This is a genomic window from Sphingobium sp. (assembly GCF_032153725.1).
In the GTDB taxonomy this organism is placed as follows: domain Bacteria; phylum Pseudomonadota; class Alphaproteobacteria; order Sphingomonadales; family Sphingomonadaceae; genus Sphingobium.
This window is the reverse complement of record NZ_JALDYQ010000079.1, coordinates 1-22,083: the sequence shown is the minus strand read 5'-3', so window position 1 is coordinate 22,083 and position 22,083 is coordinate 1. Positions and strand designations below refer to the sequence as shown.

20 protein-coding genes are annotated in these 22,083 nt (G+C 62.7%); 8 read left to right on the top strand and 12 right to left on the bottom strand.

Annotation, left to right across the window (positions count from 1 at the left end; all coding sequences use genetic code 11):
• Window positions 1-24 precede the first annotated feature (24 nt).
• From RUH75_RS19885 to RUH75_RS19870, 4 genes are all read right to left on the bottom strand, one after another.
• A complete protein-coding gene (locus tag RUH75_RS19885; RefSeq protein ID WP_313808925.1) occupies window positions 25-1,767 on the bottom strand; it encodes a hypothetical protein in 1,743 nt (580 codons plus the stop codon).
• 58 nt (window positions 1,768-1,825) lie between these two features.
• On the bottom strand, window positions 1,826-3,205 hold the full coding sequence (locus tag RUH75_RS19880; protein ID WP_313808924.1) for a hypothetical protein: 1,380 nt from the start codon (window positions 3,203-3,205) through the stop codon (window positions 1,826-1,828).
• Between the two features lie 311 nt (window positions 3,206-3,516).
• A complete protein-coding gene (locus RUH75_RS19875; protein WP_313808923.1) occupies window positions 3,517-4,509 on the bottom strand; it encodes a CsgG/HfaB family protein in 993 nt (330 codons plus the stop codon).
• Window positions 4,509-4,949, bottom strand: a complete 441-nt coding sequence (locus RUH75_RS19870) for a curli assembly protein CsgF (RefSeq protein WP_313808922.1) — start codon at window positions 4,947-4,949, stop codon at window positions 4,509-4,511. The genes RUH75_RS19875 and RUH75_RS19870 overlap by 1 nt, the downstream gene beginning before the upstream one ends.
• A 333-nt stretch (window positions 4,950-5,282) precedes the next feature.
• Between RUH75_RS19870 and RUH75_RS19865 the strand changes: the two genes are divergently transcribed.
• Window positions 5,283-5,864, top strand: coding sequence for a helix-turn-helix transcriptional regulator (locus tag RUH75_RS19865; protein WP_313808921.1), 582 nt, complete (start codon window positions 5,283-5,285; stop codon window positions 5,862-5,864).
• Window positions 5,865-6,141: 277 nt separating this feature from the next.
• Here the strand turns inward: RUH75_RS19865 and RUH75_RS19860 are convergent, their stop codons facing one another.
• A complete protein-coding gene (locus RUH75_RS19860; protein ID WP_313808920.1) occupies window positions 6,142-7,731 on the bottom strand; it encodes an alpha-glucosidase family protein in 1,590 nt (529 codons plus the stop codon).
• A 458-nt stretch (window positions 7,732-8,189) separates the two neighbouring features.
• Between RUH75_RS19860 and RUH75_RS19855 the strand changes: the two genes are divergently transcribed.
• Together RUH75_RS19855 and RUH75_RS19850 are read left to right on the top strand one after the other, a co-directional pair.
• Entirely contained in the window at window positions 8,190-9,773 is a 1,584-nt protein-coding gene (locus RUH75_RS19855) for a Na+/H+ antiporter (protein WP_313808919.1), read from the top strand.
• Window positions 9,774-9,780: 7 nt separating this feature from the next.
• Window positions 9,781-10,473 carry a helix-turn-helix domain-containing protein gene (locus RUH75_RS19850; RefSeq protein WP_313808918.1) on the top strand — a complete coding sequence of 231 codons (693 nt, stop codon included), beginning with the start codon at window positions 9,781-9,783 and terminating at the stop codon, window positions 10,471-10,473.
• 93 nt (window positions 10,474-10,566) lie between these two features.
• Here the strand turns inward: RUH75_RS19850 and RUH75_RS19845 are convergent, their stop codons facing one another.
• Window positions 10,567-12,906 (bottom strand): arylsulfatase, encoded by a 2,340-nt coding sequence (locus RUH75_RS19845; RefSeq protein ID WP_313808917.1) that lies wholly within the window; start codon window positions 12,904-12,906, stop codon window positions 10,567-10,569.
• A 153-nt stretch (window positions 12,907-13,059) separates the two neighbouring features.
• Between RUH75_RS19845 and RUH75_RS19840 the strand changes: the two genes are divergently transcribed.
• A complete protein-coding gene (locus RUH75_RS19840) occupies window positions 13,060-13,299 on the top strand; it encodes a hypothetical protein (protein WP_313808916.1) in 240 nt (79 codons plus the stop codon).
• On the opposite strand, the gene RUH75_RS19835 is transcribed toward RUH75_RS19840, so the two are convergent.
• Genes RUH75_RS19835 through RUH75_RS19810 form a run of 6 tightly spaced genes read right to left on the bottom strand, consistent with a single transcriptional unit; the run spans window position 13,300 to window position 18,237 of the window.
• The gene (locus RUH75_RS19835) at window positions 13,300-13,974 is read right to left on the bottom strand and encodes a cytochrome c family protein (RefSeq protein WP_313808915.1); all 675 of its coding nucleotides are present in this window, start codon (window positions 13,972-13,974) and stop codon (window positions 13,300-13,302) included.
• 3 nt (window positions 13,975-13,977) lie between these two features.
• Entirely contained in the window at window positions 13,978-14,328 is a 351-nt protein-coding gene (locus RUH75_RS19830; RefSeq protein WP_313808914.1) for a cytochrome C oxidase subunit IV family protein, read from the bottom strand.
• Window positions 14,329-14,336: 8 nt separating this feature from the next.
• Window positions 14,337-15,038 carry a heme-copper oxidase subunit III family protein gene (locus RUH75_RS19825; protein WP_313808913.1) on the bottom strand — a complete coding sequence of 234 codons (702 nt, stop codon included), beginning with the start codon at window positions 15,036-15,038 and terminating at the stop codon, window positions 14,337-14,339.
• Between the two features lie 12 nt (window positions 15,039-15,050).
• The gene (locus tag RUH75_RS19820; protein ID WP_313808912.1) at window positions 15,051-15,626 is read right to left on the bottom strand and encodes a heme-copper oxidase subunit III; all 576 of its coding nucleotides are present in this window, start codon (window positions 15,624-15,626) and stop codon (window positions 15,051-15,053) included.
• Window positions 15,623-17,368 carry a cbb3-type cytochrome c oxidase subunit I gene (locus RUH75_RS19815; RefSeq protein WP_313808911.1) on the bottom strand — a complete coding sequence of 582 codons (1,746 nt, stop codon included), beginning with the start codon at window positions 17,366-17,368 and terminating at the stop codon, window positions 15,623-15,625. Before RUH75_RS19815 ends, RUH75_RS19820 begins: the two co-directional genes overlap by 4 nt.
• Window positions 17,368-18,237 carry a cytochrome c oxidase subunit II gene (locus RUH75_RS19810; protein WP_313808910.1) on the bottom strand — a complete coding sequence of 290 codons (870 nt, stop codon included), beginning with the start codon at window positions 18,235-18,237 and terminating at the stop codon, window positions 17,368-17,370. Before RUH75_RS19810 ends, RUH75_RS19815 begins: the two co-directional genes overlap by 1 nt.
• A 533-nt stretch (window positions 18,238-18,770) precedes the next feature.
• Here RUH75_RS19810 and RUH75_RS19805 point away from each other — a divergent pair.
• From RUH75_RS19805 to RUH75_RS19790, 4 genes are all read left to right on the top strand, one after another.
• Entirely contained in the window at window positions 18,771-20,018 is a 1,248-nt protein-coding gene (locus RUH75_RS19805) for a pilus assembly protein TadG-related protein (RefSeq protein WP_313808909.1), read from the top strand.
• Window positions 20,018-20,464 (top strand): TadE/TadG family type IV pilus assembly protein, encoded by a 447-nt coding sequence (locus RUH75_RS19800; RefSeq protein ID WP_313808908.1) that lies wholly within the window; start codon window positions 20,018-20,020, stop codon window positions 20,462-20,464. Before RUH75_RS19805 ends, RUH75_RS19800 begins: the two co-directional genes overlap by 1 nt.
• Window positions 20,461-20,841 carry a TadE/TadG family type IV pilus assembly protein gene (locus tag RUH75_RS19795; protein ID WP_313808907.1) on the top strand — a complete coding sequence of 127 codons (381 nt, stop codon included), beginning with the start codon at window positions 20,461-20,463 and terminating at the stop codon, window positions 20,839-20,841. Before RUH75_RS19800 ends, RUH75_RS19795 begins: the two co-directional genes overlap by 4 nt.
• A gap of 115 nt (window positions 20,842-20,956) precedes the next feature.
• A complete protein-coding gene (locus tag RUH75_RS19790; RefSeq protein WP_313808906.1) occupies window positions 20,957-21,997 on the top strand; it encodes a rod shape-determining protein in 1,041 nt (346 codons plus the stop codon).
• Window positions 21,998-22,083 lie beyond the last annotated feature (86 nt).

The window sequence follows — 22,083 nt, the reverse complement described above, 5'->3', positions numbered from 1 at the left end:
CCCGCCCCCGCCCCTGGGGTAAACTTACTGGCTCACCGTGGCGATATTGCCCGAACCGGACTGGATCACCGAGGAGATGTTATAGTCCGTGCCCTGCGTCACATTGGCGCTGTTGCCGATGCCCGTCTGCGATACCAGCGAGACATTATGGTCGCCGGTCTGCGTCACATTGGCGATCAGGCTGGTGCCGGTCTGATAGATGCCGGACTGGTTGGCATCGCCCACGACGCTGAGCCCGGCATAATTGCCAAGGCCGCCCTGTTCGATGACCGAACCATTGCCGATGCCCTGCTGCCCGACGAGGGCGAGGTTGTTTTCCCCGACCTGTTGTACCGAAGAGGCGTTGCTGAAGCCAACCTGCGTGACATAGGCCTGCTGGTCGAGGCCGCCTTGCACGATGGCGGAGCCGTTCTGGTCGCCGATCTGGGTCACGCCGACGACGCTGAACTGGGCATCCAGATCGAGTGCGCTGGACTGCGCGACGCTGGAAAGATTGTCGTCGCCCTGCTGCTTCACATTCACGGTCGCGGTATAGCCCAGCTGGCCGACCTGCGACTGGTTGCGGTCGCCGTCCTGATCGACATTGACGATGGCCAGCGCCGCCAGCTCCTGCGTGTTCGCCAGATTGTCGTCACCCTTCTGGTCGACATTGACGAGCACGCCCGCGCCGGCCTGACCGGCGGTCGCGCTGTTGCGGTCGCCATCCTGGCTGATGTTGACGAAGCCGCCGACCGTCAACTGGCCGACATTGGCGGTGTTGCGATTGCCGTCCTGATCCACCGCCACGGCCGAAGCCGCCGCGATTTCCGTCACGTCGGAGATATTGTCGTTGCCGTCCTGATCGACATCCACGGTCGAGGCGGCCGAGGTCTGGCGCACGGTCGACGCGTTCCGGTCGCCGGTCTGCTTCACATCGACGCTGCTGCTGCCGAGCGCGGTCTGCGCGACGGTCGAGAAGTTGGCGCCGCCGGTCTGCCTGACCTTCACATCGCCGTTGACGCCGTCCTGCACCACATAGGACTGGTTGCCCGCGCCGAGCTGGAAGACGTCGGCGTCATTGCCGGTGCCATATTGGTCGACCGACGAAGTGCTGCCATTGCCCGCCGATCCGGGGCCGGACTGCTGATAGACGGTGGCGTTGTTGCCGGCGCCGAACTGGTTGATGTTGGAGCCGTTATCCTCGCCATATTGGGTCGAGCTGGCGGTCGAGCCGTCAGCAGCGGCGGTCTGGACGACGAAGCTGTAGCCGCCCTCGCCATTCTGGTTGATCGTCGCGGTGGCATTGTCGGCGTCCTGCGTGATCGAACCGGTCTGCACGCGGTTCGCCGCGCCGGGGGCGGGGCGGTTGGCGTTGAGCTGGATGATCGTCGCCTGCGAAGCCGCGCCCGACTGGATGGCATAGGCGCTGTTGCCCTCGCCGTCCTGCGTCACGTCGGCGCGCGATGCACCGGTCTGGGTCACGAAGGCCGCGTTGGTCGGATTGTTGCTGGTCGGCGCGTCGATGCCGCTGTCCTGGTCGACATGGGCGATGGCGCCATTGGCCGACTGGCTGATGCCGGTCAGATTGTCCGCCCCCGCCTGAACGACGGTCGCGCTGTTGTTGGCGTTGCTCTGGACGATCTGGGAGTCAGAGCTGATCGCGGCGGTCTGGGTGACGTTGGCGGTCTGCGCGGAACCCGACTGGGTCACGCCGCTGGTGGAGGTATCGGCATAAGCGGCGGTGGCAAGAGCCATGGCCGACACCGCGCCGAGAAGAAGCATTTTCATGGATCTTGCCCCTGAAAAGAGGTCCGGACCTCAGCAAGAGGCCCGGACGGGGATGAGCTTATTGTGCGACGGTGGCGAAGTTGCCGCTGCCGCTCTGGTCGACGAGCGAGACGTTGCCGTCGGTCGTCTGGCTGACATTGGCAGTGTTGGTGGCGCCGCCCTGCAGGATGGTCGACGCGTTCAGGTCGCCATTCTGATAGGTGACGGCGCTGTTGTCGCTGCCATATTGGTTGACGAATGCGGTGTTGCCAATGCCGTCCTGATCCAGATCGGAATAGCTGCTGTAGCCGCTCTGCAGGACAGTGCCGTGGTTGCCCGAACCCGACTGGTCGACATCCGACCAGCTGCCGATGTTGATCTGCTCGACATAGGCGACCTGCGCGGTACCGGCCTGCGAAACGGTCGACGCGTTGCCGAAGCTGTTGTCGGTGCCATATTGGGTCTGACCCTGGACGATCGATGCGGAGCTGCCGTTGCCGGTCTGCTCGACCGACGAATATTGCGAGTCGTCCTTCTGGGCCACCGAGGCGGCATTGCCGTTACCCGACTGGTTGATCAGCGACGTGTTGTCGAGGATCAGGGTCTGGGCGTTCTGGTCCACCGACGCGCTGTTGTTGCTGCCCGACTGGGTGATGGTCGAGTTGTTGAGCGGTGGCTGGCTCAGGTTGCTGCCGTCGTCGGTCTGGTTGACCGAAGCGATGTTGCTGTTGCCCGACTGGGTGATGGTCGAAGTGCTTCCGTCGACACCGCTCTGCGTCGTGTAGGCCTGGTTGTTGTTGCCGCCCTGGATGGTGTAGGACAGGTTGTCCGCGCCGCTCTGGCTGACGCTGGCGGTGTTGAAGCCGCCGCTCTGGTTGACGTCGGCCAGCTGGTTGATGCCGATCTGCGAGATCGAGCTGCTGTTTTCATAGCCGGTCTGCGACACGGTTGCTTCATGGCTGCCGTCGCCGCCCTGATAGATGGACGAGCTGTTTTCATAGGTGGTATCGGTCACGCCCACGCCCTGCGTGACGGTCGCGACGTTGGTGCTGCTGTCCTGCTGGATGGTGGACGACTGGCCGTCATCCTTCTGCGTGACGGTTGCGGCATTGCCGTTGCCCGCCTGCAGAACGGTCGACGCGTTCTGGGTGTAGGGGGGGTAGTTGAAGGGGGTGTTCGACGTCTGCGTGACGGTTGCGGCGTTGTTGTTGCCCGACTGCTGGACGTTGGAGGTCTGGATCGGCGCTGTGCCGATGCCGTCGTCGCTCTGCTTGATGGTGGCGTTGTTGCCCGTGCCCGACTGGTTGATCGTGGATGCGCCACCGGCGGCGGCCGCGACCTGATCGACATTGGCGGTGTTGCCGTTGTTGCTCTGCGTAATCGAGCTGGTCGAGCTGTTCGCATGCGCAACGGTGGTCAGCGCGAATGCCGACACCGCCGTCAAAAGAATCTTCTTCATCCCACATTCTCCCAAAAAGGGCGTGAAAGCCCCCTGTTACGGCCGGTAGGGTCCGGCTGCGCTGCCCGGCCTCAGGCGCAGCCGGCGGAAGTCATGGGATCGTGAAGGGATTTCCCGGACGCGCATCTTGCCCGGCCGGGGCGGATTGCCTCGGCCTGCGCTTCTGTGCCACAATGTGGCCGTGGGTTCCTTTACTCACGATCCGGACTGGTTTTCCGCAAACCATGTCCGACCTGGTCCGTCAGCGTCTTGACGCCAATCTCTGCCGCTGGCGGACCAGCCCAATCTGCTAATTCATTTCCTCATCCCTTTTACATGCCCATCGGCGGCCGGACGATCTTCGTTTGCAGCTGCGGCGCCGCGGCGGCATGTCGCGGCGCGACCTGACAGGCGCCCGTGACGTTCGACCCATCCGCCCGGCGGGGCAGCACGACATCCTTCGCCTTGATCGAATCCCGCTCCGCCACATAATCGCGCAGCAGGTCCGCGCTGTAATCCTCGGTCGTGCCGAAGCACCACAGATCCTGAAGCGCGCCCTCTGCGATCAGGGCATAGACGGCCTTTTCCACCGCCTGCTGCACCGCCAGCTGGTCCGGTTCGTTGAAGGTGACGCCCGCTTCCAGTTCAAGCAGGTCCTTGAACCCGACATAGCGGAAGGCATTGGCCCCCAGCGCGACCGATGCGATCGACTTGCGGACATTGACCGACGTCAGCACCTCGCCCGTCTTCACGCTGACCGCGCGCAGATAGAGCGTCACGGTATCCTCGCGATATTGCGAGCTGCCGCCGATCCCCAGAAAGCGCGCGCCAGCCCCGCCGGTCTTGATATTGCTGTCATAGCCGATGATCCCGCCTTCCAGCAGCAGCCCGGCGAACAGCAGCGGCGGCAAAGCCTGCGGATTGACCTGCTTTTCCCCCAGATAGGAGGCGCGCATTTCCCGGATCACCGCGCGTTCGCGCAGCACATTGTCCAGCCGCTCGCGCTCTATCACCTGGAAGAACTGGCGGTTGCCCGCGTCCTGCAACGCCTTCACCAATATGGAGGTCGCGCCCTGCGTCACCGCGCGGGACAGGGTCTGCACATTGTCGGTCGGCTTGAACTGGCCGGTCTGGTCGGTGAAGCCATAGACCGCCACCGCGACCTTCCTGCCGCTGCCGGGCAGCATGGCAAGGCGGTTCTGGATCTGCGAAGGCCGGGCCATGACCGGCTGCTGCCAGATCACCGGATTGGCCGTCGCGCAGCCGCCAAGGGCCGTCGCGGCCGCCAGCAGGGGCAGGCATTGAAGCAGCGAAGTCAGGCGCATCAACCGGCCCCCTGCAGGATCGGCACCACGATTTCGCTGACCGAACCCGATGCCAGATCGCTGATCGTCAGCGTCACGGAATCGACGCCGCGCACGAAGCTGATCTCCTGATCCCCGAACTTGATGAGGCCGCTTTCCTGCGCATCCTCACCGAAAATCACGTCGGTGATCTGCGATGCCAGCGAAGAAAGCAGGCGGCTCTGCAATGTTCGCAAGAATTGCGCGGCGGGATCGGAACTCGTCGTCGCCGTGGGATCCTTATATTTGTTGATGGCGTTCGCCACGCCCAGCAGATGGGCGGAATTGAACGGATTGCCGCCAAAGGACGGATTGTTCGGCGTGTAGACCAGATCGGATGCCATGGCGGCATTCCAGCTTGCGGGGGCAAAAAGCATCACCGCCGCCATGATGGCGACGCCCCCTTTTCTTGCCGTTGACATTGACCCTCCGTAATTCAGCCAATCAAATTGCGATGCGACCCGCGAAAGATGGCTCCGTCAGGATAGGAAATTCCTGTTTCAAGGTCTGATTGACCTGGATCAGGAATTTGGATTTCCGCCTGTGAGGAGGTTCCTGCTTTAACCTTTTGTTAATTTCGTTACGAGCGGCTTATTACGTCTGGCATATATCGATTCGCATCACCAAAATTGGTGAGAGAGGTCTATTAACTGCTTATTAACCATTATTGTCTCGATGGCGGCCATTCCGGGGGGACGGAATGTCCGAAAACGGGACAATCCAGAAAGCCACGGTCAACGGCATTGGGGGATGACGTGCTGAACGAAGCAGCGATATTGGAAGGTGCGGCTTTGAGCTGGCTGGATGCCGGATCGACCGCGCGTTTGATCCTGGATCGGGGCTTTGCCATCCTCTGGGCCAACAAGGCCGCCCGCCGGATGCTTCAGGCCCGGCGCGGGATCGAGGACCGTGACGGCATATTGACGCTCGGCCCGAATGCGGGTCCCGGCATGCTGGCGGCAGAGGCGGCCAAGCTGCGCGGAGAGGAGGTGTGGATTCAGTCCCACGCGCTGGAAGGGGATAAGGGCGCTGTCATCGTCATCCGCCTGTTGCCCGGCAATCGTCCGGGCGAGACGCTCTACGGACTGGAACTGCGCTGGCGGGACGAAGCTGATCACATCCACTATGCCGGTTATCGCGCCTATTTCGGCGTGACCCAGGCGGAAGACCGGGTCTTGCGGCAACTGTTGAAGGGACTGACGGCGGAAAAATGCGCCGCCAATCTGGACATCAGCGTGGACACCGTGCGCAGCCATATCAGGCAGCTCTACAGCAAGATGAACATCTCCTCCCGCGAGGCGCTGTTCCATGTGATGATGCCGTTCCGGGTGCAGTAGCGAAGCCGCCTGATCCAGTCGGCATGCTTCGGCGGCGCTGCTCATGACGGGGCGGCGCTTGGGGTTGTAACGCTCGGGCTGATGCGTCGGCCGCATTGCGACACCGCAAGGTCGCGATCGAGGCGAGCGGCATGACGCCCGCGGCGAAGGCCCTGGTCCAGATCGGCTCGGTCGGGAACAGAAAGGACAGGAAACCGAGCCCCCCAGCATCAGCGCGACCGCATCGGTCAGGATCATGCGGATGCGCCGGCCAGCGGTTGCAGCATGGATTGTTTCTTCAGGCGCGCGCGACAAGGCCGGAGGTGGCGGGGAAATGCCATGCCTCGACCCCGCCGGTGGACAGCAGCCTTTGCCAATGGCCCTGCGGTGTCCAGGTCACGGGTTTGTCGCTGAGATTGAAGACGCAGAGCAGGCGTTCGCCATCATGGGTGCGCTCAAACGCCAGCAGTTCCTCCGGCGTCTCCAGAAAATCGATCATCCCGACGCGCAGGGGGGGCGCCTCATTGCGCAGCGCCAGCACCTTGCGGGTCCAGTGCAGCAGCGAATCCGCCTGCGCTTCCTGCACATCGACGGCGAGTGCGCGATGGGCTTCCCCGATCGGCAGCCACGGCTTCGCCTCCGAAAAACCAAGATAGGCCGCGTCCGACACCCACGGCATGGGCGTGCGCGCGCCGTCGCGGGAAAGGGTCAGCGGCCAGTTGGCGATCGCCTCCGGGTCTTGCAGATCCTCGAACGCGATCTCAACCTGCGGCAGGCCCAGTTCCTCGCCATAATAGAGGAAGATATTGCCGCGCAGGCAGGCCAGCAGCAGCATCTTCATCCGGCAATAGGCATCCGGCTCCGCCCCCTTGGCCCAGCGCGATACGGCGCGGGGCGCATCATGATTTTCGAACGCCCAGCTCGGCCAGCCCGTTCCGGTTTCAGCGGGCCATTTGGCCAGCGCGGTCCTGAGGAACTCGGCGGTCAGTTTCGGCGCATAGAGAAAGTCGAAGCCATAGGCAGTATTCAGCCGATGATTGCCCCGGGTGAAGGTTTTCATTTCCGCATCGCTATCCGCCCCACCTACTTCGGCCACGGTGAAGCGGTCATCATATTCGTCGAACACTTGCCGGACTTTTTCGAGGAACAGTTTTATGTCCGGGTGGCTCTGGCTATATTTCTTGATCTGGAAGTCGAAGGGACGCGTGCGCACCTTGCCGTCGTCCGGCGCGGGCGGATTGTCGCGCAACTTCGGGTCGTGCATCGAATGGTTGATCGCATCGATGCGGAAGCCGTCCACGCCCCGGTCCAGCCAGAAACGGATGATGTCGAACACGCTGGACTGCACCTCCGCGTGATGCAGGTGCAATTGCGGCTGTTCGCGCAGAAACTGGTGCATATAATATTGGCCGCGCCGCGCGTCCCACGTCCAGGCCGGGCCGCCGAACACCGACTGCCAGTTGTTGGGCGGGGAGCCGTCCGGCCTGGGATCGGCCCAGACATACCAGTCCGCCTTGGGATTGTCGCGGCTGGAGCGGCTTTCGATGAACCATGGATGCTCTTCGGACGTATGCGCCCAGACCTGATCGACTATGATGCGCAGGCCGAGTTCATGGGCCTTCGCCACCAATTCGTCGAAATCTTCCAGCGTGCCAAAGATCGGATCGACGTCGCAATAATCCGACACGTCATAGCCGAAATCGCGCATCGGGCTTTTGAAGAAGGGCGACAGCCAGATCGCATCCACGCCCAGCGACGCCACATAGGGCAGATGGCCGGTGATGCCCTTCAGGTCGCCAATGCCGTCGCCATTGGAATCGGCAAAGCTGCGCGGATAGATCTGGTAGATGGCGGCGCCGCGCCACCAGGGCAGGGGGGTGTCGGTCATTGGGAAGGGGCACTCCGTACAGCACAGACGCTGTAGCCAAGGGGAAGGAAGGGAAACGGCAAGGCTGCCGGACGCCGAGGCGCGGGGCGCGCAATCGGTTCCGGCGAGGGTGGAAAACTGGTCGGCCACGCATGCTCTTTCCTCCCCTTGCCTTCTGGCTTGATTGCAGCGGCTTTCATAGGGGTCTTGATCGGTTCCCACCCACCGGGCCAAGCAGCCGGCATACATATTCAGAACGCCTATCTTCCCCCAGCTTCAGGGTCACTGGCAAATATAGGATTCTAGTGTGGTTTATGGATTTGAAATACGCTCCGAGCCTGGTGGATTGATTTTGACATTTGCATCCTGCCGTCCGGATAGCACCGTCGCAAATGTCAGAATCGGACCACTAGCCGCTATAATGATGCGTATTTCAAATCCACCACACTAGGGTCGGATGAACAGGCCAGGGAGGGCATATGCACCCAATGCAGTTGTTCGAATTGATGATCGTGATGCTGCTGGCGATCATCGTCCTGCATTATGCCGCGAACCGGCTGGGCCTTCCCCCGGCGGTGGCGTTGCTGGCGGGCGGCGGCATTTTCGCCTTCCTGCCGGGCCTGCCGGTGATTGCGCTCGATCCGCAACTGGTGTTGGTGATCTTCCTGCCGCCGCTGTTGATGGACGGCGCATGGTTCATCGCGCTGCGGCACCTGCGGCGGCATATGTTCGGCATTGCCGCGCTGGCGGTCGGCGCGGTGATCTTCACAACGGCGGTCGTGGCGGCCGTCGCGCACTGGCTGGTGCCGGGTCTGCCCTGGGCGGCCTGCGCGGCCCTGGGTGCGATCGTTTCGCCGCCCGACGCCGTGTCCGCCCGCGCGGTGTTGCAGCGGGTCCATTTGCCTCGCCGCCTCTCCATATTGCTGGAGGGGGAAAGCCTGTTCAACGACGCCAGCGGGCTCGTCCTCTTCCGCTTTGCCATAGCGGCAGGCGTCACCGGCGCCTTCAGCATGGTCGATGCCTTGCAGAGCTTCGCCATGCTGGCGGCGGGCGGGGCGATGATCGGTGCCGTCATCGGCGCGCTATGGGTGCTGACGGTCAAGCGCCTGGACGACAAATATCTGATGATCGCCTCCTCGCTGCTGGCGCCATGGGCATCCTATCTGCTGGCGGAATCCATCCATGCCTCCGGCGTGATCGCGACGGTCACGACGGGCCTTATCTGCGGCTGGTACCAGCATGTCGTCTTCCCGGCGATGGTGCGCATGAATGGCACGGCATTCTGGGCAGTGATGATCTTCCTGATGGAAGCGTTCGTCTTCCTCCTCATCGGATCGTCGCTGCGCGGCGTGATCGAGCGTGTCGGCGGTATTGGCGTGGTGCTGGACGAAATGACGCTGCCGATCCTGGCAATCCTCGCCGCGCTCACCGTGGCGCGTTTCCTCTGGGTATTCGGGTCGGACGCCGTGATCGCCGGGCTAAGGACGATGGGCATCTGCGGTTACAGGCCGCTTGGCCCCCGATCGGCTACCGTGCTGGGCTGGGCCGGGATGCGTGGTGTGGTGACGCTGGCGGTGGCGCTCAGCGTGCCGGAGGGTTTTCCGGGCCGCGATTTCATCCTGACCACGGCCTTCGCGGTCATCATCGGCACCGTCCTGCTGCAAGGGACCACGCTGGGCGCGGTGATCCGCATGGTGAAGCTGGTCGAACCGGAATGCGACCGCCCCCGCATGACCATGAGCGAGGCCGAAGCCGCCATGGCGCAGGCGCAGGTCCGCATCGTGGAGGTCGACGCCTATGATGCGGACGGCACGCTGCTCCATCCGCGCCTGCTGGAACGCTATCAGCGTCATGCCCAGCTTTCGGCCAATTATGCGGGGCAGGAAGCGGAACATGCGCATATCCTGCACGCCCATTTCAATCTGGTGCTGAAGGCGATCGCCGCCGGCCGGGCGGAACTGCTGCGCCTCCACCGCACCGGCGAGATTGACGAACATGTGTTGCAGGAACTGGAGCGCGACCTTGATCTGGAGGAATTGAGCGCTTTGTCGGCAAAAGCGTGACCGGCACATGACGAACCGGCCCACGCCCCGCAAACGCCACGCCGTCCCCGCCGCATCACGGCTGATCCGGGCGGCCGAGGCCCTGTTTGCCGATCGCGGCATCGACGCCGTCTCGATGCGTGAGATCGCGACGGCTGCCCAATGCGGCGACACCAATGCCGTCACTTATCATTTCGGATCGAAGGACGGGTTGCTGGCCGCGATCTTCGCCGCCCGCGCCGAACAGATGGACGGCACGCGCGGCGCCATGCTGGAAAGGCTGGAGGGACAGGGGCGGCTCGATGATCCGATGGCGCTGCTCGGCATATTGTTCCTGCCGCAGCTTGCTCTGGTCGATGAGCATGGGCGGCATCCCTATGCGGCCTTCATGCTGCATTTCGCGACGCGATATTGGTCGCTGACGTCCAGACTGTTCGCGCAGGTCAGCGACAGGGCGCCGAACCTGCTGCGGCTGATGGAGCATCTGACCGCGTTGGCGGGGCATGTGCATCCCGACATCGCCCGCAATCGCATCCTTTTGTGCAACATGATGCTGCAATGCGTACTGGTCCGTTGGGATCATGCCGCGGCGGAGGATCGCCCGGTGCCCCTTGAGCAGCATGTGCGCGACGTGATGATGACGGCGCGGGCGAACCTGCTCGCGCCCTCGGGGGAGGGGGAAGACGTGCCGGTGTCGGTGGAGGATTGGTTCAATATCTGATTTGATGCGCTGCGTGCTCCTGCGAAGGCAGGAGCCCAGTCCAGATGGCGGAACTGGGTTCCTGCCTTCGCAGGAACACGGTGCGCGGAGGGCTTACTTCACCGTCACCTCAACCCTCTCCAGCGTCCCGTTGAACCGGCTCCCCGCGCTGTCATAAGCCGCCGGATCGACCGGGCTGATCAGGTCCATCCCGACATCGAGATCCTCGGTATGCGAAACCACCTGCGCGAAGGTGCGTTCGACCCGTCCCTGCGCCACCGCCTTGCCGTCGAGGGTCAGCGTGACATGGGCCCCGCTGGTCGGCACTTGCTGGTCCATCGCGAAGGTCAACCCGATCGCATGCGCCCCCGCCGCCGCCACGGAAGGCGCCACGATCCGCGTCATATGGGCGGGCGTCAGATTATAGGTGAACGCAATCCGCCCCCGGTCGAAGAACAGGCTGTACCCGCCGAAACGTCCGCCCTGCGCCACGATCACGCCCTTAGCCCCCTCCGCCGGAACGCCGATCTTCGCCGTCATATCAAAGGATCGCCCGACCAAAGCGGGCGCGGCGCTTTCCGGAACATGGCTGACAGGCGCGGTATAGACGAAACGCGTCCGCCCCTCATTGGGATCGGGCCGCCCCTTCTGCCCGCCCTCGCTGCCATGGATCGGCAGCATGTTCGACAGCGAAGCCTCCGCCCAGAACAACTCCTTCAGCGCCTCCAGCTTCCGGGGATTGGCGGCGGCAACATCATGCGCCTCGCTGAAGTCGCTGCGGACGTCGTAAAGCTGCCATGTCCGGTCATCCAGCGCCACGGGCCTAGGCGGCGTCCGTTCCCAGGGCGTCACCATCGGCGCGGTCGCGGCGACCCAGCCATCCTTGTAGATGCTCAGATTCTGCGCCATCGCCGACACCTGCATGGTGCGGTGGGATGGCGCGTCCTTGGCCCGGAAACTATAGGCCATGCTGACCCCGGTGATCGGCTGCTGCGGCACGCCGTCCAAAATCTCCGGCGCCTTCACCCCCGCCGCTTCCAGCACGGTCGGCATGATGTCGCTGACATGATGGAACTGGCTGCGCAGACCCCCGGCATCCCTGATATGCCCCGGCCATGCCATCACCATGCCATTGCGCGTGCCCCCGAAATGCGATCCATAGCGCTTCGCCCAGGGAAAGGGTGCGTTCATCGCCCAGCCCCAGCCGCCGGGCATCAGATTATAGGCGTTCTTCGTCCCGATATCCTCGATATGAGCGAGCGCATAAGCCGGGTCTTCCTTGACCCCGCTCAGCGCCGACTGTTCGAACAGCTTGCCGTCGAAACTGCCCTCCGCGCTCGCGCCATTGTCGCCCTGAATGTAGATGATGAGGGTGTTGTCCAACTCGCCATTGTCGCGCAGCTTCTGGATCACCCGCCCGATCTGGTCGTCGGCATAGGCCAGCGAGGCGGCATAAGCCTCCATATAACGCGCATAGAGCCGCTTCTGGTCGGGCGTCAGACTGTCCCAGCGCGGCAGCGTTTCGGGATGTGGCGCATCGTCGGTCCCCGCCGGAATGACCCCCAGCTTCTTCTGCCGCGCCACCGTCTCCGCGCGCAACGCATCCCATCCCGCATCGAACTTCCCCCGGAATTTCGCCAGCCAGTCGGCGGGCGGCATGTTGGGCGCATGGGCGGTGCCGGTGGCATAATAAAGCAGGAACGGCTTGTCGGGCGCGGCGGCATGCTGGCTGTCGATCCACGCCATGGCATGATCGGCCAGGTCCCGCTCCAGATGATAGGCCGGGTCGGCGGGCGGGGAGACAGGAGTGATATTCTCGACCAGATTGGGTTCCGCCATGCTGCTGTCGGCGCCCAGGAAACCGTAAAAATATTCAAATCCCAATCCCGTCGGCCAGCGGTCGAACGGCCCGGCGCGGCTCATTTCCCATTCGGGCGTGATATGCCCCTTGCCGATCATCGCGGTGTTATAGCCATTTTCCTTCAGGATCTGCGCCATCGTCCCCGCGCTCTTGGGAATGACGCTGTTATAGCCGTCATAGCCGGTGGCCCAATTGGCGACATAGCCCATGCCCACCGCCTGCGGATTGCGCCCCGTCAGCAGCGACGCCCGCGTGGGAGAGCAGATGGCGGTGGTGTTGAACTGGTTGTAACGCAGCCCGACCTTCGCCAGCGCGTCGAAGGTCGGCGTCGGCACCGGCCCGCCGAACGTGCTGCTCGACCCGAAGCCAACATCGTCGGTCATGATCAGCAGGATGTTGGGCGCGCCCTTTGCCGCGCGCACCGGCTGTGGCCAGACGGGTGGGGAGGATTCGGCGGGCGTGCGGCCATAGACCTTCTGCGCTGGCGCATCCTGCGCGGCGGCGGGCAGGGTGGTGGCGGGCAGGGCGGTGAACGCCAGCAGGGGCAGGGCGGCCAGCCATTTCCGGACAAGCGATGAGCGAATGGAGGACATGAACACTCCTGCCGTAATATTTTATCCTATGGTGCAGATTTCATATTAACGCAGTTGATTGAAGTCAAGCGGTATGGCTAGCCTCCACCCCTTGTCCCGGCGGCTGCGGCGCCCCATATTGGCCGGCAGCATCTTTGCTGAGCGAGGCGAGCCATGGAAAAGCGGCTACTCCAGATCGAGAAAGCCTGGGAACAGGCGCTCGGAGATATTTTCCAACCCTATGTCGACCTGAAACGCGAACCCACGGCCAGGGCCATGGACGCCTTTCGCGCGGTGCTCGGGTCCAGCGACAATGACATACGCCGCCACATCGCCAGGACGGCGGCGCGGCAGGGATCGACTTTCCTGAGCCGCTATCTGGTCGAGGAAGACTGGCGCCGGCCAAATCCCTGATTATCGCGCCGCGATCGCTTTCGGTTGCGGCAAGGGCGGCGCGCCCGTCCCCAAAGTGGCGAGATATCTGATCACCGCCGCCCGTTCCTCCGGCTTGCGCAATCCGGCGAAACTCATCTTCGTTCCCGGCACGTCCCGCGCCGGCGAAGCGAGGAAGGCGAACAGCTTTTCATAATCCCAATTGCCCTTGCGCGCCTGCATGGCGGGCGAATAGGCAAAGCCCGCATGGCTCGCCACTGGCCGCCCCACGACACCCCACAGATTCGGCCCGATGCGATTGGGTCCTCCCTGCGTGAAGTCATGGCAGCTCGCGCATAGCTGAACCTTCTGCTTGCCTGCACCCGCATCCGCGCTGGCGAGCAGCGCGCCAAGATCGGGCGCCGCTACCGCCGCCGCGCCACTCCCGCCCGCCACGGGCACCGGCGCCTTCCCCCGCATATCCTGGTGATAGGCGATCACCCGATTGCCTTCGCCCGTTTCCGAAAAGCTGGCGGGCCAGTCGCGCTGGATCGACGCCATGTCGACGCGCGGCGGCATGTCGTCCATCGGCTTATAGGCCAGTTCCCCCGGCCTGACCCGCGTATAGAGCTTGTCGCTGAACCAGCCGAGGCCCAGCGCCGTCACCGCTGCCCCCGCCACGCAAAGCCCCACCGCCATTTCGCGCATCCGGCCCATGGCTCAACCCCCTCCGCCCATGAAGATCGCGCGGGTCCAGAAGGCGTAATTCGCCTCGATCGTCATGATCCGCACCAGCACCAGCAGCAACAGCGGCGGCACCATGATCGCATAGATCAGCGACAGCCGCTCCCAGGCCATATGCATGAAGATCGACACGATCAGCCCGGCCTTCAGCAGCATGAACGTCACGATCAGCGTCCAGCGCACGATTCCCTGCACATGCATGTAATCGACCAGATAGGACATGGCGCTGAGCAGGAACAGCAGGCCCCAGACCTTCAGATACAGGCTGATCGGATGCTGCTGGCCTTCATGGGCGGCACTGGAGGCAATGGGCGGATGGTCCTGCATGGCTGGCCTCACCAAAGGTAGAAAAAGGCGAAGATGAACACCCAGACGAGATCGACGAAGTGCCAGTACAGCCCGGCAATCTCGACCGCGCTATAATCCCCCGTCCTGTCATAATGGCCGCGCGCGACCTTGGACGCGATGATCAGCAGCAATATGACGCCGCAGGTCACATGCAGCCCGTGAAAGCCGGTGATCATGAAGAAGGTGGCGCCGAATTGCGGCGCGCCCATCGGATTGCTCCATGGGCGCACGCCTTCCTCGAAGATCAGCTTGGTCCATTCGAAGGCCTGCATCGACACGAAGGTCGCGCCGAACAGCGCCGTCAGCAGCATCAGCATCGCCGTTTTCCGCCGGTCGCGGCGATATCCGAAATTGACCGCCATCGCCATGGTGCCGCTGGAACTGATCAGCACGAAGGTCATGATCGCGATCAGGATCAGCGGAATGTCCTGCCCGCCGATGGTCAGCGCGAACACCTCCGCCGTATTGGGCCAGGGCAGCACGGCGGAAGAGCGTACCGTCATGTAGCCGGTCAGGAAGCAGGAGAAGATGAAGGTATCGCTCAGCAGGAAGATCCACATCATCGCCTTGCCCCAATGGGTATGGCGAAACACTTCCTGATCGGCGGACCAGTCGGCGGCGATCTCCCGCAGGGCGGGGGCGATGACTTCCCTGTCCGATGAAGTTTGAGCCAATATCGTTTGAGCCATGGCGACAGATCCTCAGGTGGACAGCAGCAAAGCGGCAAGCAACAACCAGATGATCAACAGGAAATGCCAGTAGACGGCGCACAGGGCGATATTGCGCATGTTCGCCGCCGCCAGCGCGCGGCCGGCGGCAACCAGCCCGCCGACGATGTGAAGCCCATGCAGCGCCGTCAGCAGATAGAAAAAGGCATTGGCCGGATTGGACGACAGATAATAGCCCGCTGCCTGATAATGCTTCCACAGCAGCACCTGCCCGATGAGGAACAGCACGCCCAACGCTGATCCCGCCAGCGCCGCGCGGACCAACCGCTCGCGACGCGCCAGCTCCCAGGCAATGCTGCTCGCCACCAGCACCAGCGTGTTGATCCAGAGCAGCGGCGGATCGGGCATGGGCTTCCAGTCGTGGACATGATCCACGCCGCCATGCAGCCCCATGCGCATCAGATAGGCCGCCACCAGCAGCGAGAACATCACCGCAGCCACGCCGAAATAGGCGACCATCCCGACCGTCCCCGCCGACGGCCGCTCGCGTTCAACCGGCGGCGGCCCCGGCTCCCAGCTTTTTTCCGTGAGGCGCGCGAGGATGGTCATGCGCCCAATTCCGTTGAGCCCAATTCCGTTCTGGGCTCCGTCTGCGGAATATAGTCCCGCGCGGCCCCCGGCACGCTATAATCATAGGCCCAGCGATGGACGACCGGCAGATGCGGTCCCCAATTGCCATGCGCGGGCGGCGTATCGGGCGTCAGCCATTCCAGGCTGGCCGCGCCCCAGGGATTGGGATCGGCCCGCGGCCCCCGGAACAGGCTCCAGATCATGTTGAAGAAGAACAGCCCCTGCGCGCAGAAGACGACCAGCGCCGCAATGCTGATCCATTCATTGGCGAGGTGCACGGACGGCGGAATGAAATCGGTCTGTCCCAAGGCATAATAACGGCGCGGCACGCCCAATATGCCCAGATAATGCATCGGCAGGAAAATCGCATAGACGCCAAGGAAGGTGATCCAGAAATGGAGCTTCCCCAAAGTCTCGTTCCACATCCGTCCGAAGATCTTGGGATACCAGTGGTATATCGCGCCGAAGATCACCAGCACCGGCGACACCCCCATCACCATATGGAAATGCGCCACGACGAAGAAAGTGTCGGACAGCGGCACGTCGACACTGACATTGCCCAGGAACAGCCCCGACAGCCCGCCATGAATGAAGGTGAAGATGAAGGCGATGGCGAACAGCATCGGCACGCGCAGATGAATATTGCCGCGCCACAATGTCAGCAGCCAGTTATAGACTTTGATCGCGGTCGGAATGGCGATGATCAGCGTCGACGTGGCGAAGAAGAACCCGAAATAGGGATTCATGCCGCTCACATACATATGATGCGCCCAGACGAGGAAACTGAGCGCGCCGATGATGACGATCGCCCACACCATCATCCGGTATCCGAAGATATTGCGCCGCGCATGAACGCTGATCAGGTCGGACACGATGCCGAAGGCGGGCAGGGCGACGATATAGACTTCGGGATGGCCGAAGAACCAGAAGAGATGCTGGAACAGCAACGGACTGCCGCCCTGCGTCGGGGTGATCGCTCCCATGGACTGCATGGTCGGCATGAAAAAGCTGGTGCCTGCCAGATGATCGAACAGCATCATGATCGCCGCGACGAACAGCGCCGGGAAGGCCAGCAACCCCATCACCGAAGCGGTGAATATCCCCCACACCGACAAGGGCATCCGCATCAGCGTCATGCCCTTGGTCCGCGCCTGAAGAACGGTCGTCACATAATTCAGCCCGCCCATGGTGAAGGCCGCAACGAAGATGGCAAGGCTGACCAGCATGGTGACGATGCCCCATTGATGCCCCGGCGTCCCCTCGCTGATCGCCTGTGGCGGATAGAGCGTCCATCCCGCCCCGGTAGGCCCCCCCGGCACGAAAAACCCCGTCACCAGCACGATCACGGACAGCAGATAGAACCAGTAACTCAGCATGTTGACGAAAGGGAACACCATGTCCCGCGCCCCGATCATCAGTGGAATGAGGTAATTGCCAAATCCCCCCAGCAGCAACGCCGTCAGCAGATAGACGACCATGATCATGCCGTGCATCGACACGAATTGCAGGTAATTGTCCGGCTGGATCGCCGGAAAAGCGCCCGGAAATCCCAGTTGCAACCGCATCAGCGCCGACAACACCAGCGCCACCAGCCCGATGCCGATCGCGGTGCAGCTATATTGGATGGCGATGACCTTGTGATCCTGGCTCCAGACATATTTGGTGACCCAGCTGTGGGGATGATGCAGCGGGCGCAGGTCGTCAGCCAAAGTGGTAGCCATCAGCGAATGCTCCAGGAGGCGGGAACGATGCAGGCATTGGCCTTGATCAGCAGGATCGACATGGCCGCGGGCGGCGTCTCGGCCAGAATCTGCGCGAAACTGGTCTGCTGCGCCTGCCATTGCGCAAAGGCCCCGGCGGTTTCCACGACCACCTTGCCGCGCATTTCATGATGCCCGGTGCCGCATAGCTCGGCGCAGAGGATGTCGAAGGTCCCGGCCTTGGTCGGCGTCATCCAGAAATAGGTGACGATGCCCGGCACCAGATCCATCTTGGCGCGGAACTCGGGCACATAGAAATCGTGCAGCACATCCTTCGACCGCAGCACGACCTTCACCGGTTTTCCAATGGGAAGGTGGAGGTCGCCGCTTTCCACCACTATGTCGTCACGCCCAAAAGGGTCGAGCGGATCCAGCCCCAGGCCATTGTCCGGCGTCACATATTTGACCCCCGCCGCGCCCAGCACCCCGTCAGGACCCGGATAGCGGAAGGACCATTGCCATTGCTGGCCGACCGCCTCGATCACGGTGGCCTCTTTGGGCACCGACACATATTTGCCCCAGGCCGCCAGCCCCGGCGCCAGCATCCCGGCAATGCCGATCGCGGTCCAGACTGTCAGCTGTTTTTCGAGCGAGGCGTTTTCCGGCTCATAATGCGCGCGATGGCCGGGCCGGTTGCGATATTTGACCAACGCCCAGGCCAGAAACAGGTTCAGCCCGACAAAAGCCACCGCGCATATCCACAGCGTCACGTCGAGCGCGGAATCGATCGATCCCCAATTGGAAGCGATGGGCGTGCGCCACCACGGACTGAACAGATGAAAGGCGACCGACCCGACCACAAGCATGGCGATGGCTACCGCAACCGGCACAAGCCCTCTCCCCACATAGGACGCTCGCTGCCGTTTCGGCATTTTCGAGTCGCCTCGGTAATAACCGTCAGCACAACCTATAGAAAAAATGCCTTTGGGGGAAGCGGTTGAGAAAAGGGGAGAGTCGGGGGTTGCGGGGCGAAATGGCGGGATGCGGATATTCCCTCCCTTCGCCACCCCGGCTTCGATCCGCGGAGGCGCGTCCGGCTTCGGGAAGCGGAACTCCGGGTCAAGACCGGAGTGGCGGCAGGACGACAGGTCGATCCTTATAAAGGCCTGCGGTCGGGAATTTTTACTACGCTATATCTATTGCCGTCATTGCTGATGATTTTCTTTTTATTCATATTAAATCGATTTTTGTGAAAATTTTTTGAAAAATGGAAATATATTTTCCAATCAATTAATATATATCGTTGGTTATATACTGTCGGCCTACCCAATTTTTGTTAGAAAAAAATATTTTGTTAACCGACAATATTTAAAATCCCGCCTGTCATTCGGCTTGATGCCCGGTACGCAGGAAAGGGAAGTTGATGTTCGGCAGGTCGATGGGGCGATTGCTGCGGGACAGGGCGGGCAATGTCCTGATGATGGCCGCTGCCTCCATGCCAATACTGGTCGGCGCGGCGGGGCTGGCGACCGATACGGTGCAATGGACCCTGTGGAAACGCCAGGTCCAGCGTCAGGCGGATAGCGCCGCGATCGCCGGGGCCTATGCCGTGGCGCAGGGCTTCAGCGCATCGGACAGCGCGACCGCGGACATCAGCCGCCTGTCGCTGATCACCCTGTCGCAGACGCCGACGATCGAAAATGCGCCGACCACCGGTTCCTATGCCGGCAATAGCAAGGCGGTGCGGGTGGTGCTGCAAACCTCGGCGGAGCTGCCCTTTTCCAAATTGCTGGGCGTGACGGCGCCGGTCATCTCCGGCGAAGCGACCGCTGCCGTGGTGGGCAGCGGCGATTATTGCGTCGTCTCGCTCGAAAAGACGAGCACGGTCGGCATCACCATGCAGGGCAATGCCACGGTCAGTCTTGGCTGTGGCATGGCCACCAATTCGCGGGCATCGAACGCCGTCACGGCAGGCGGCAGCAGCACGATCACGGCGACCCCGGTGGCGGCGGTGGGCGGGCTCACGTCCAGTTCCAACTATGTCTCGCCGACCACGTTGCTGCCCTACAGCATAGCGGTGCAGGACCCCTATGCGTCATTGCCTACGCCCACGGCGTCGGATTTGACGGGCTGCACCAACGTCAATGTCCAGCCCAATAATAGCAAGTCCATCACCGCCGGCTGCTATAAGAATTTCGACATCAAGGGCACGCTCACCATGGCGCCCGGCACCTATTTCATCGACAGCGCCACCTTCGACGTGGGGTCGCAGGCGGTCATCAACGGCACCGGCGTCACCATCGTCCTGACCAGCAGCAACGCGTCCAGCAACCCCAGTTCCATCTCGACGGTCAACATCAACGGCGGCGCGACGCTCAACCTGTCGGCGCCGACCAGCGGCACCTATTCCGGCGTCCTCTTCTACCAGGATCGGCGCGCGCTGGATTCGGGAACCAACCTGATCAACGGCAATGCCAGCTCTTCCCTGCAAGGCGCCTTCTATTTTCCGGGGCAGGCGATGTCGTTCAGCGGCACGTCGGGCATGACCACCAACTGCGTGAAGATGGTCAGCAAACGCGTCACCTTCATCGGCAACAGCAGCATCGTCAATCAATGCGACAATACGGGCGTCGGGAAAATCACCGCAACGCTGGTGAGGCTGGTGGGATGATGAAGCGGCTTTTCGCTGATCCAGCCGGCAACAGCACGGTCGAACTGGCGATCATCATGCCGGTTCTGGTGCTGCTGACCTGCCTGGCGGGGGATGTCGCCATGGCCTTCAAGGCGAAGATCGCGCTCCAGCGCGCGGCCGAACGCGCGGCGCAGATGGCGACCGCGGGCGGCTACAACAGCACGGCCTATCAGAATCTCGCCGCCGATGCTGCCTCCGCAGCCGGTGTTTCGACCAATAATGTCACCGTCACGCCGACGCTGATCTGCGACAGTACGGCGCAAACCACGCCCGACTATTGCACCTCGACCCAGCAGCAGAAGCGCTATGTCGCGATCACCATTTCAGGGACCTATACGCCGATGTTCGCCAAACTCGCGCCAAACAGCAACTGGTCGTCCCAGGGGATCGCAATCACCGGCTCTGCATCGGTACGCCTGCAATGATGCGCCTGATACGTGATCAGCGCGGGGCGGCGGCGATCGAATTCGTCCTTGCCGTACCGCCTTTCATCATGTTGCTGATGGGCGCGTTGCAACTCGGCATCATCGCCTGCGCGCGCACCGGCCTGCAACATGCGGTGGATGAAGGGGCGCGCTACGCCAGCATCTATCCCACGCCTTCCGACACCGCCATCATCGCCAAGGTGAAGAGCCGCGAATTCGGTCTGGACCCGGCCTATACCAACGACCCGACCGTCGTGACCGGGACTCAATATGGCGTGCCCTATAAGGAAATCACGATGACCTATTCACGGTCGTTGAATTTCATCGTCTATCAGACCCCTGCCATATCCATCAGCTATACCCGCCGCTCTTATTAGGCTCTCAACTGGCCTCACATAATGGACGGACTGTCGCAGCCCTCTTCTGCCGGGCAAGGCGACTCTGCAGGGGGAGCCGTCCCGCTTTCCCCTGCACAGATTGCTCGCCCGATTCATGAAACTGCCGCGCTTTTTCTCCTCGTCCGCCTGCGACATGGCGATCGACCTTGGGACCGTGAATACGGTCATCTATGTGCGTGATCGCGGCATCGTCCTCAACGAACCCTCGGTCATCGCGATCGAGACGCGCGACGGCATCCGCAAGGTCAAGGTGGTCGGCAACGAAGCCAAGCTGATGATGGGCAAGACGCCCAACGGCATCCAGGCGATCCGCCCGTTGCGCGACGGCGTGATCGCGGACATCGACGTTGCCGAACAGATGATCAAGCATTTCATCGACAAGGCGCTGAACGGCCACAGCCGCCTCGGCCGCCGTCATGAGGTGGTGATCTGCGTGCCCACCGGCTCGACCATGGTGGAACGCCGCGCCCTGCGTGACGCGGCCTCCAATGCGGGCGCCTATAGGGTCCAGCTGATCGAGGAACCGATGGCCGCCGCGATCGGCGCCGACCTGCCCGTCACCGAGCCGCGCGGCGCCATGGTGGTCGACATTGGCGGCGGCACGACCGAAGTGGCGGTGCTGTCCCTGCGCGGCATCGCCTATAGCAATTCGGCGCGTGTCGGCGGCGACCGGCTGGACGACGCCATCGCCTCCCACATCCGCCGCACCCACAACCTCATGATCGGCGAGGCCACGTCGGAACGGGTGAAATGCGCGCTGGGCGCCGCCACCCCGCCCGAAGGTGAAGGCCGCCGCATGATCGTGAAGGGCAGGGACCTGGTGAACGGTCGCCCGGCGGAAATGACGATCAGCGAGGCGGAGATCGTCGATGCCCTGTCGGAGCCGGTCGGCCAGATCAAGATGGCCGTGATGACCGCGCTGGAACAGACCGCGCCGGAACTGTCGGCGGATATCATCGAGGAGGGGATTACGCTCACCGGAGGCGGCGCGCTGCTCCAGCGGCTGGATGAAGCGCTGTCCGATGCGACCGGCCTGCCGGTGACGGTGGCCGACAAGCCGCTGATCTGCGTCGCGATGGGCGCAGGCCGTGCACTGGAAGACCACGCCTATGACGGCGTGTTGACCGTTTCCTGATATCGTAAAGTCGAAGATGAATGACCGGTTGGGGTGGAAGGCGGTCATTACAGCTTCGTCATCCCGGACTTGATCCGGGATCCCGC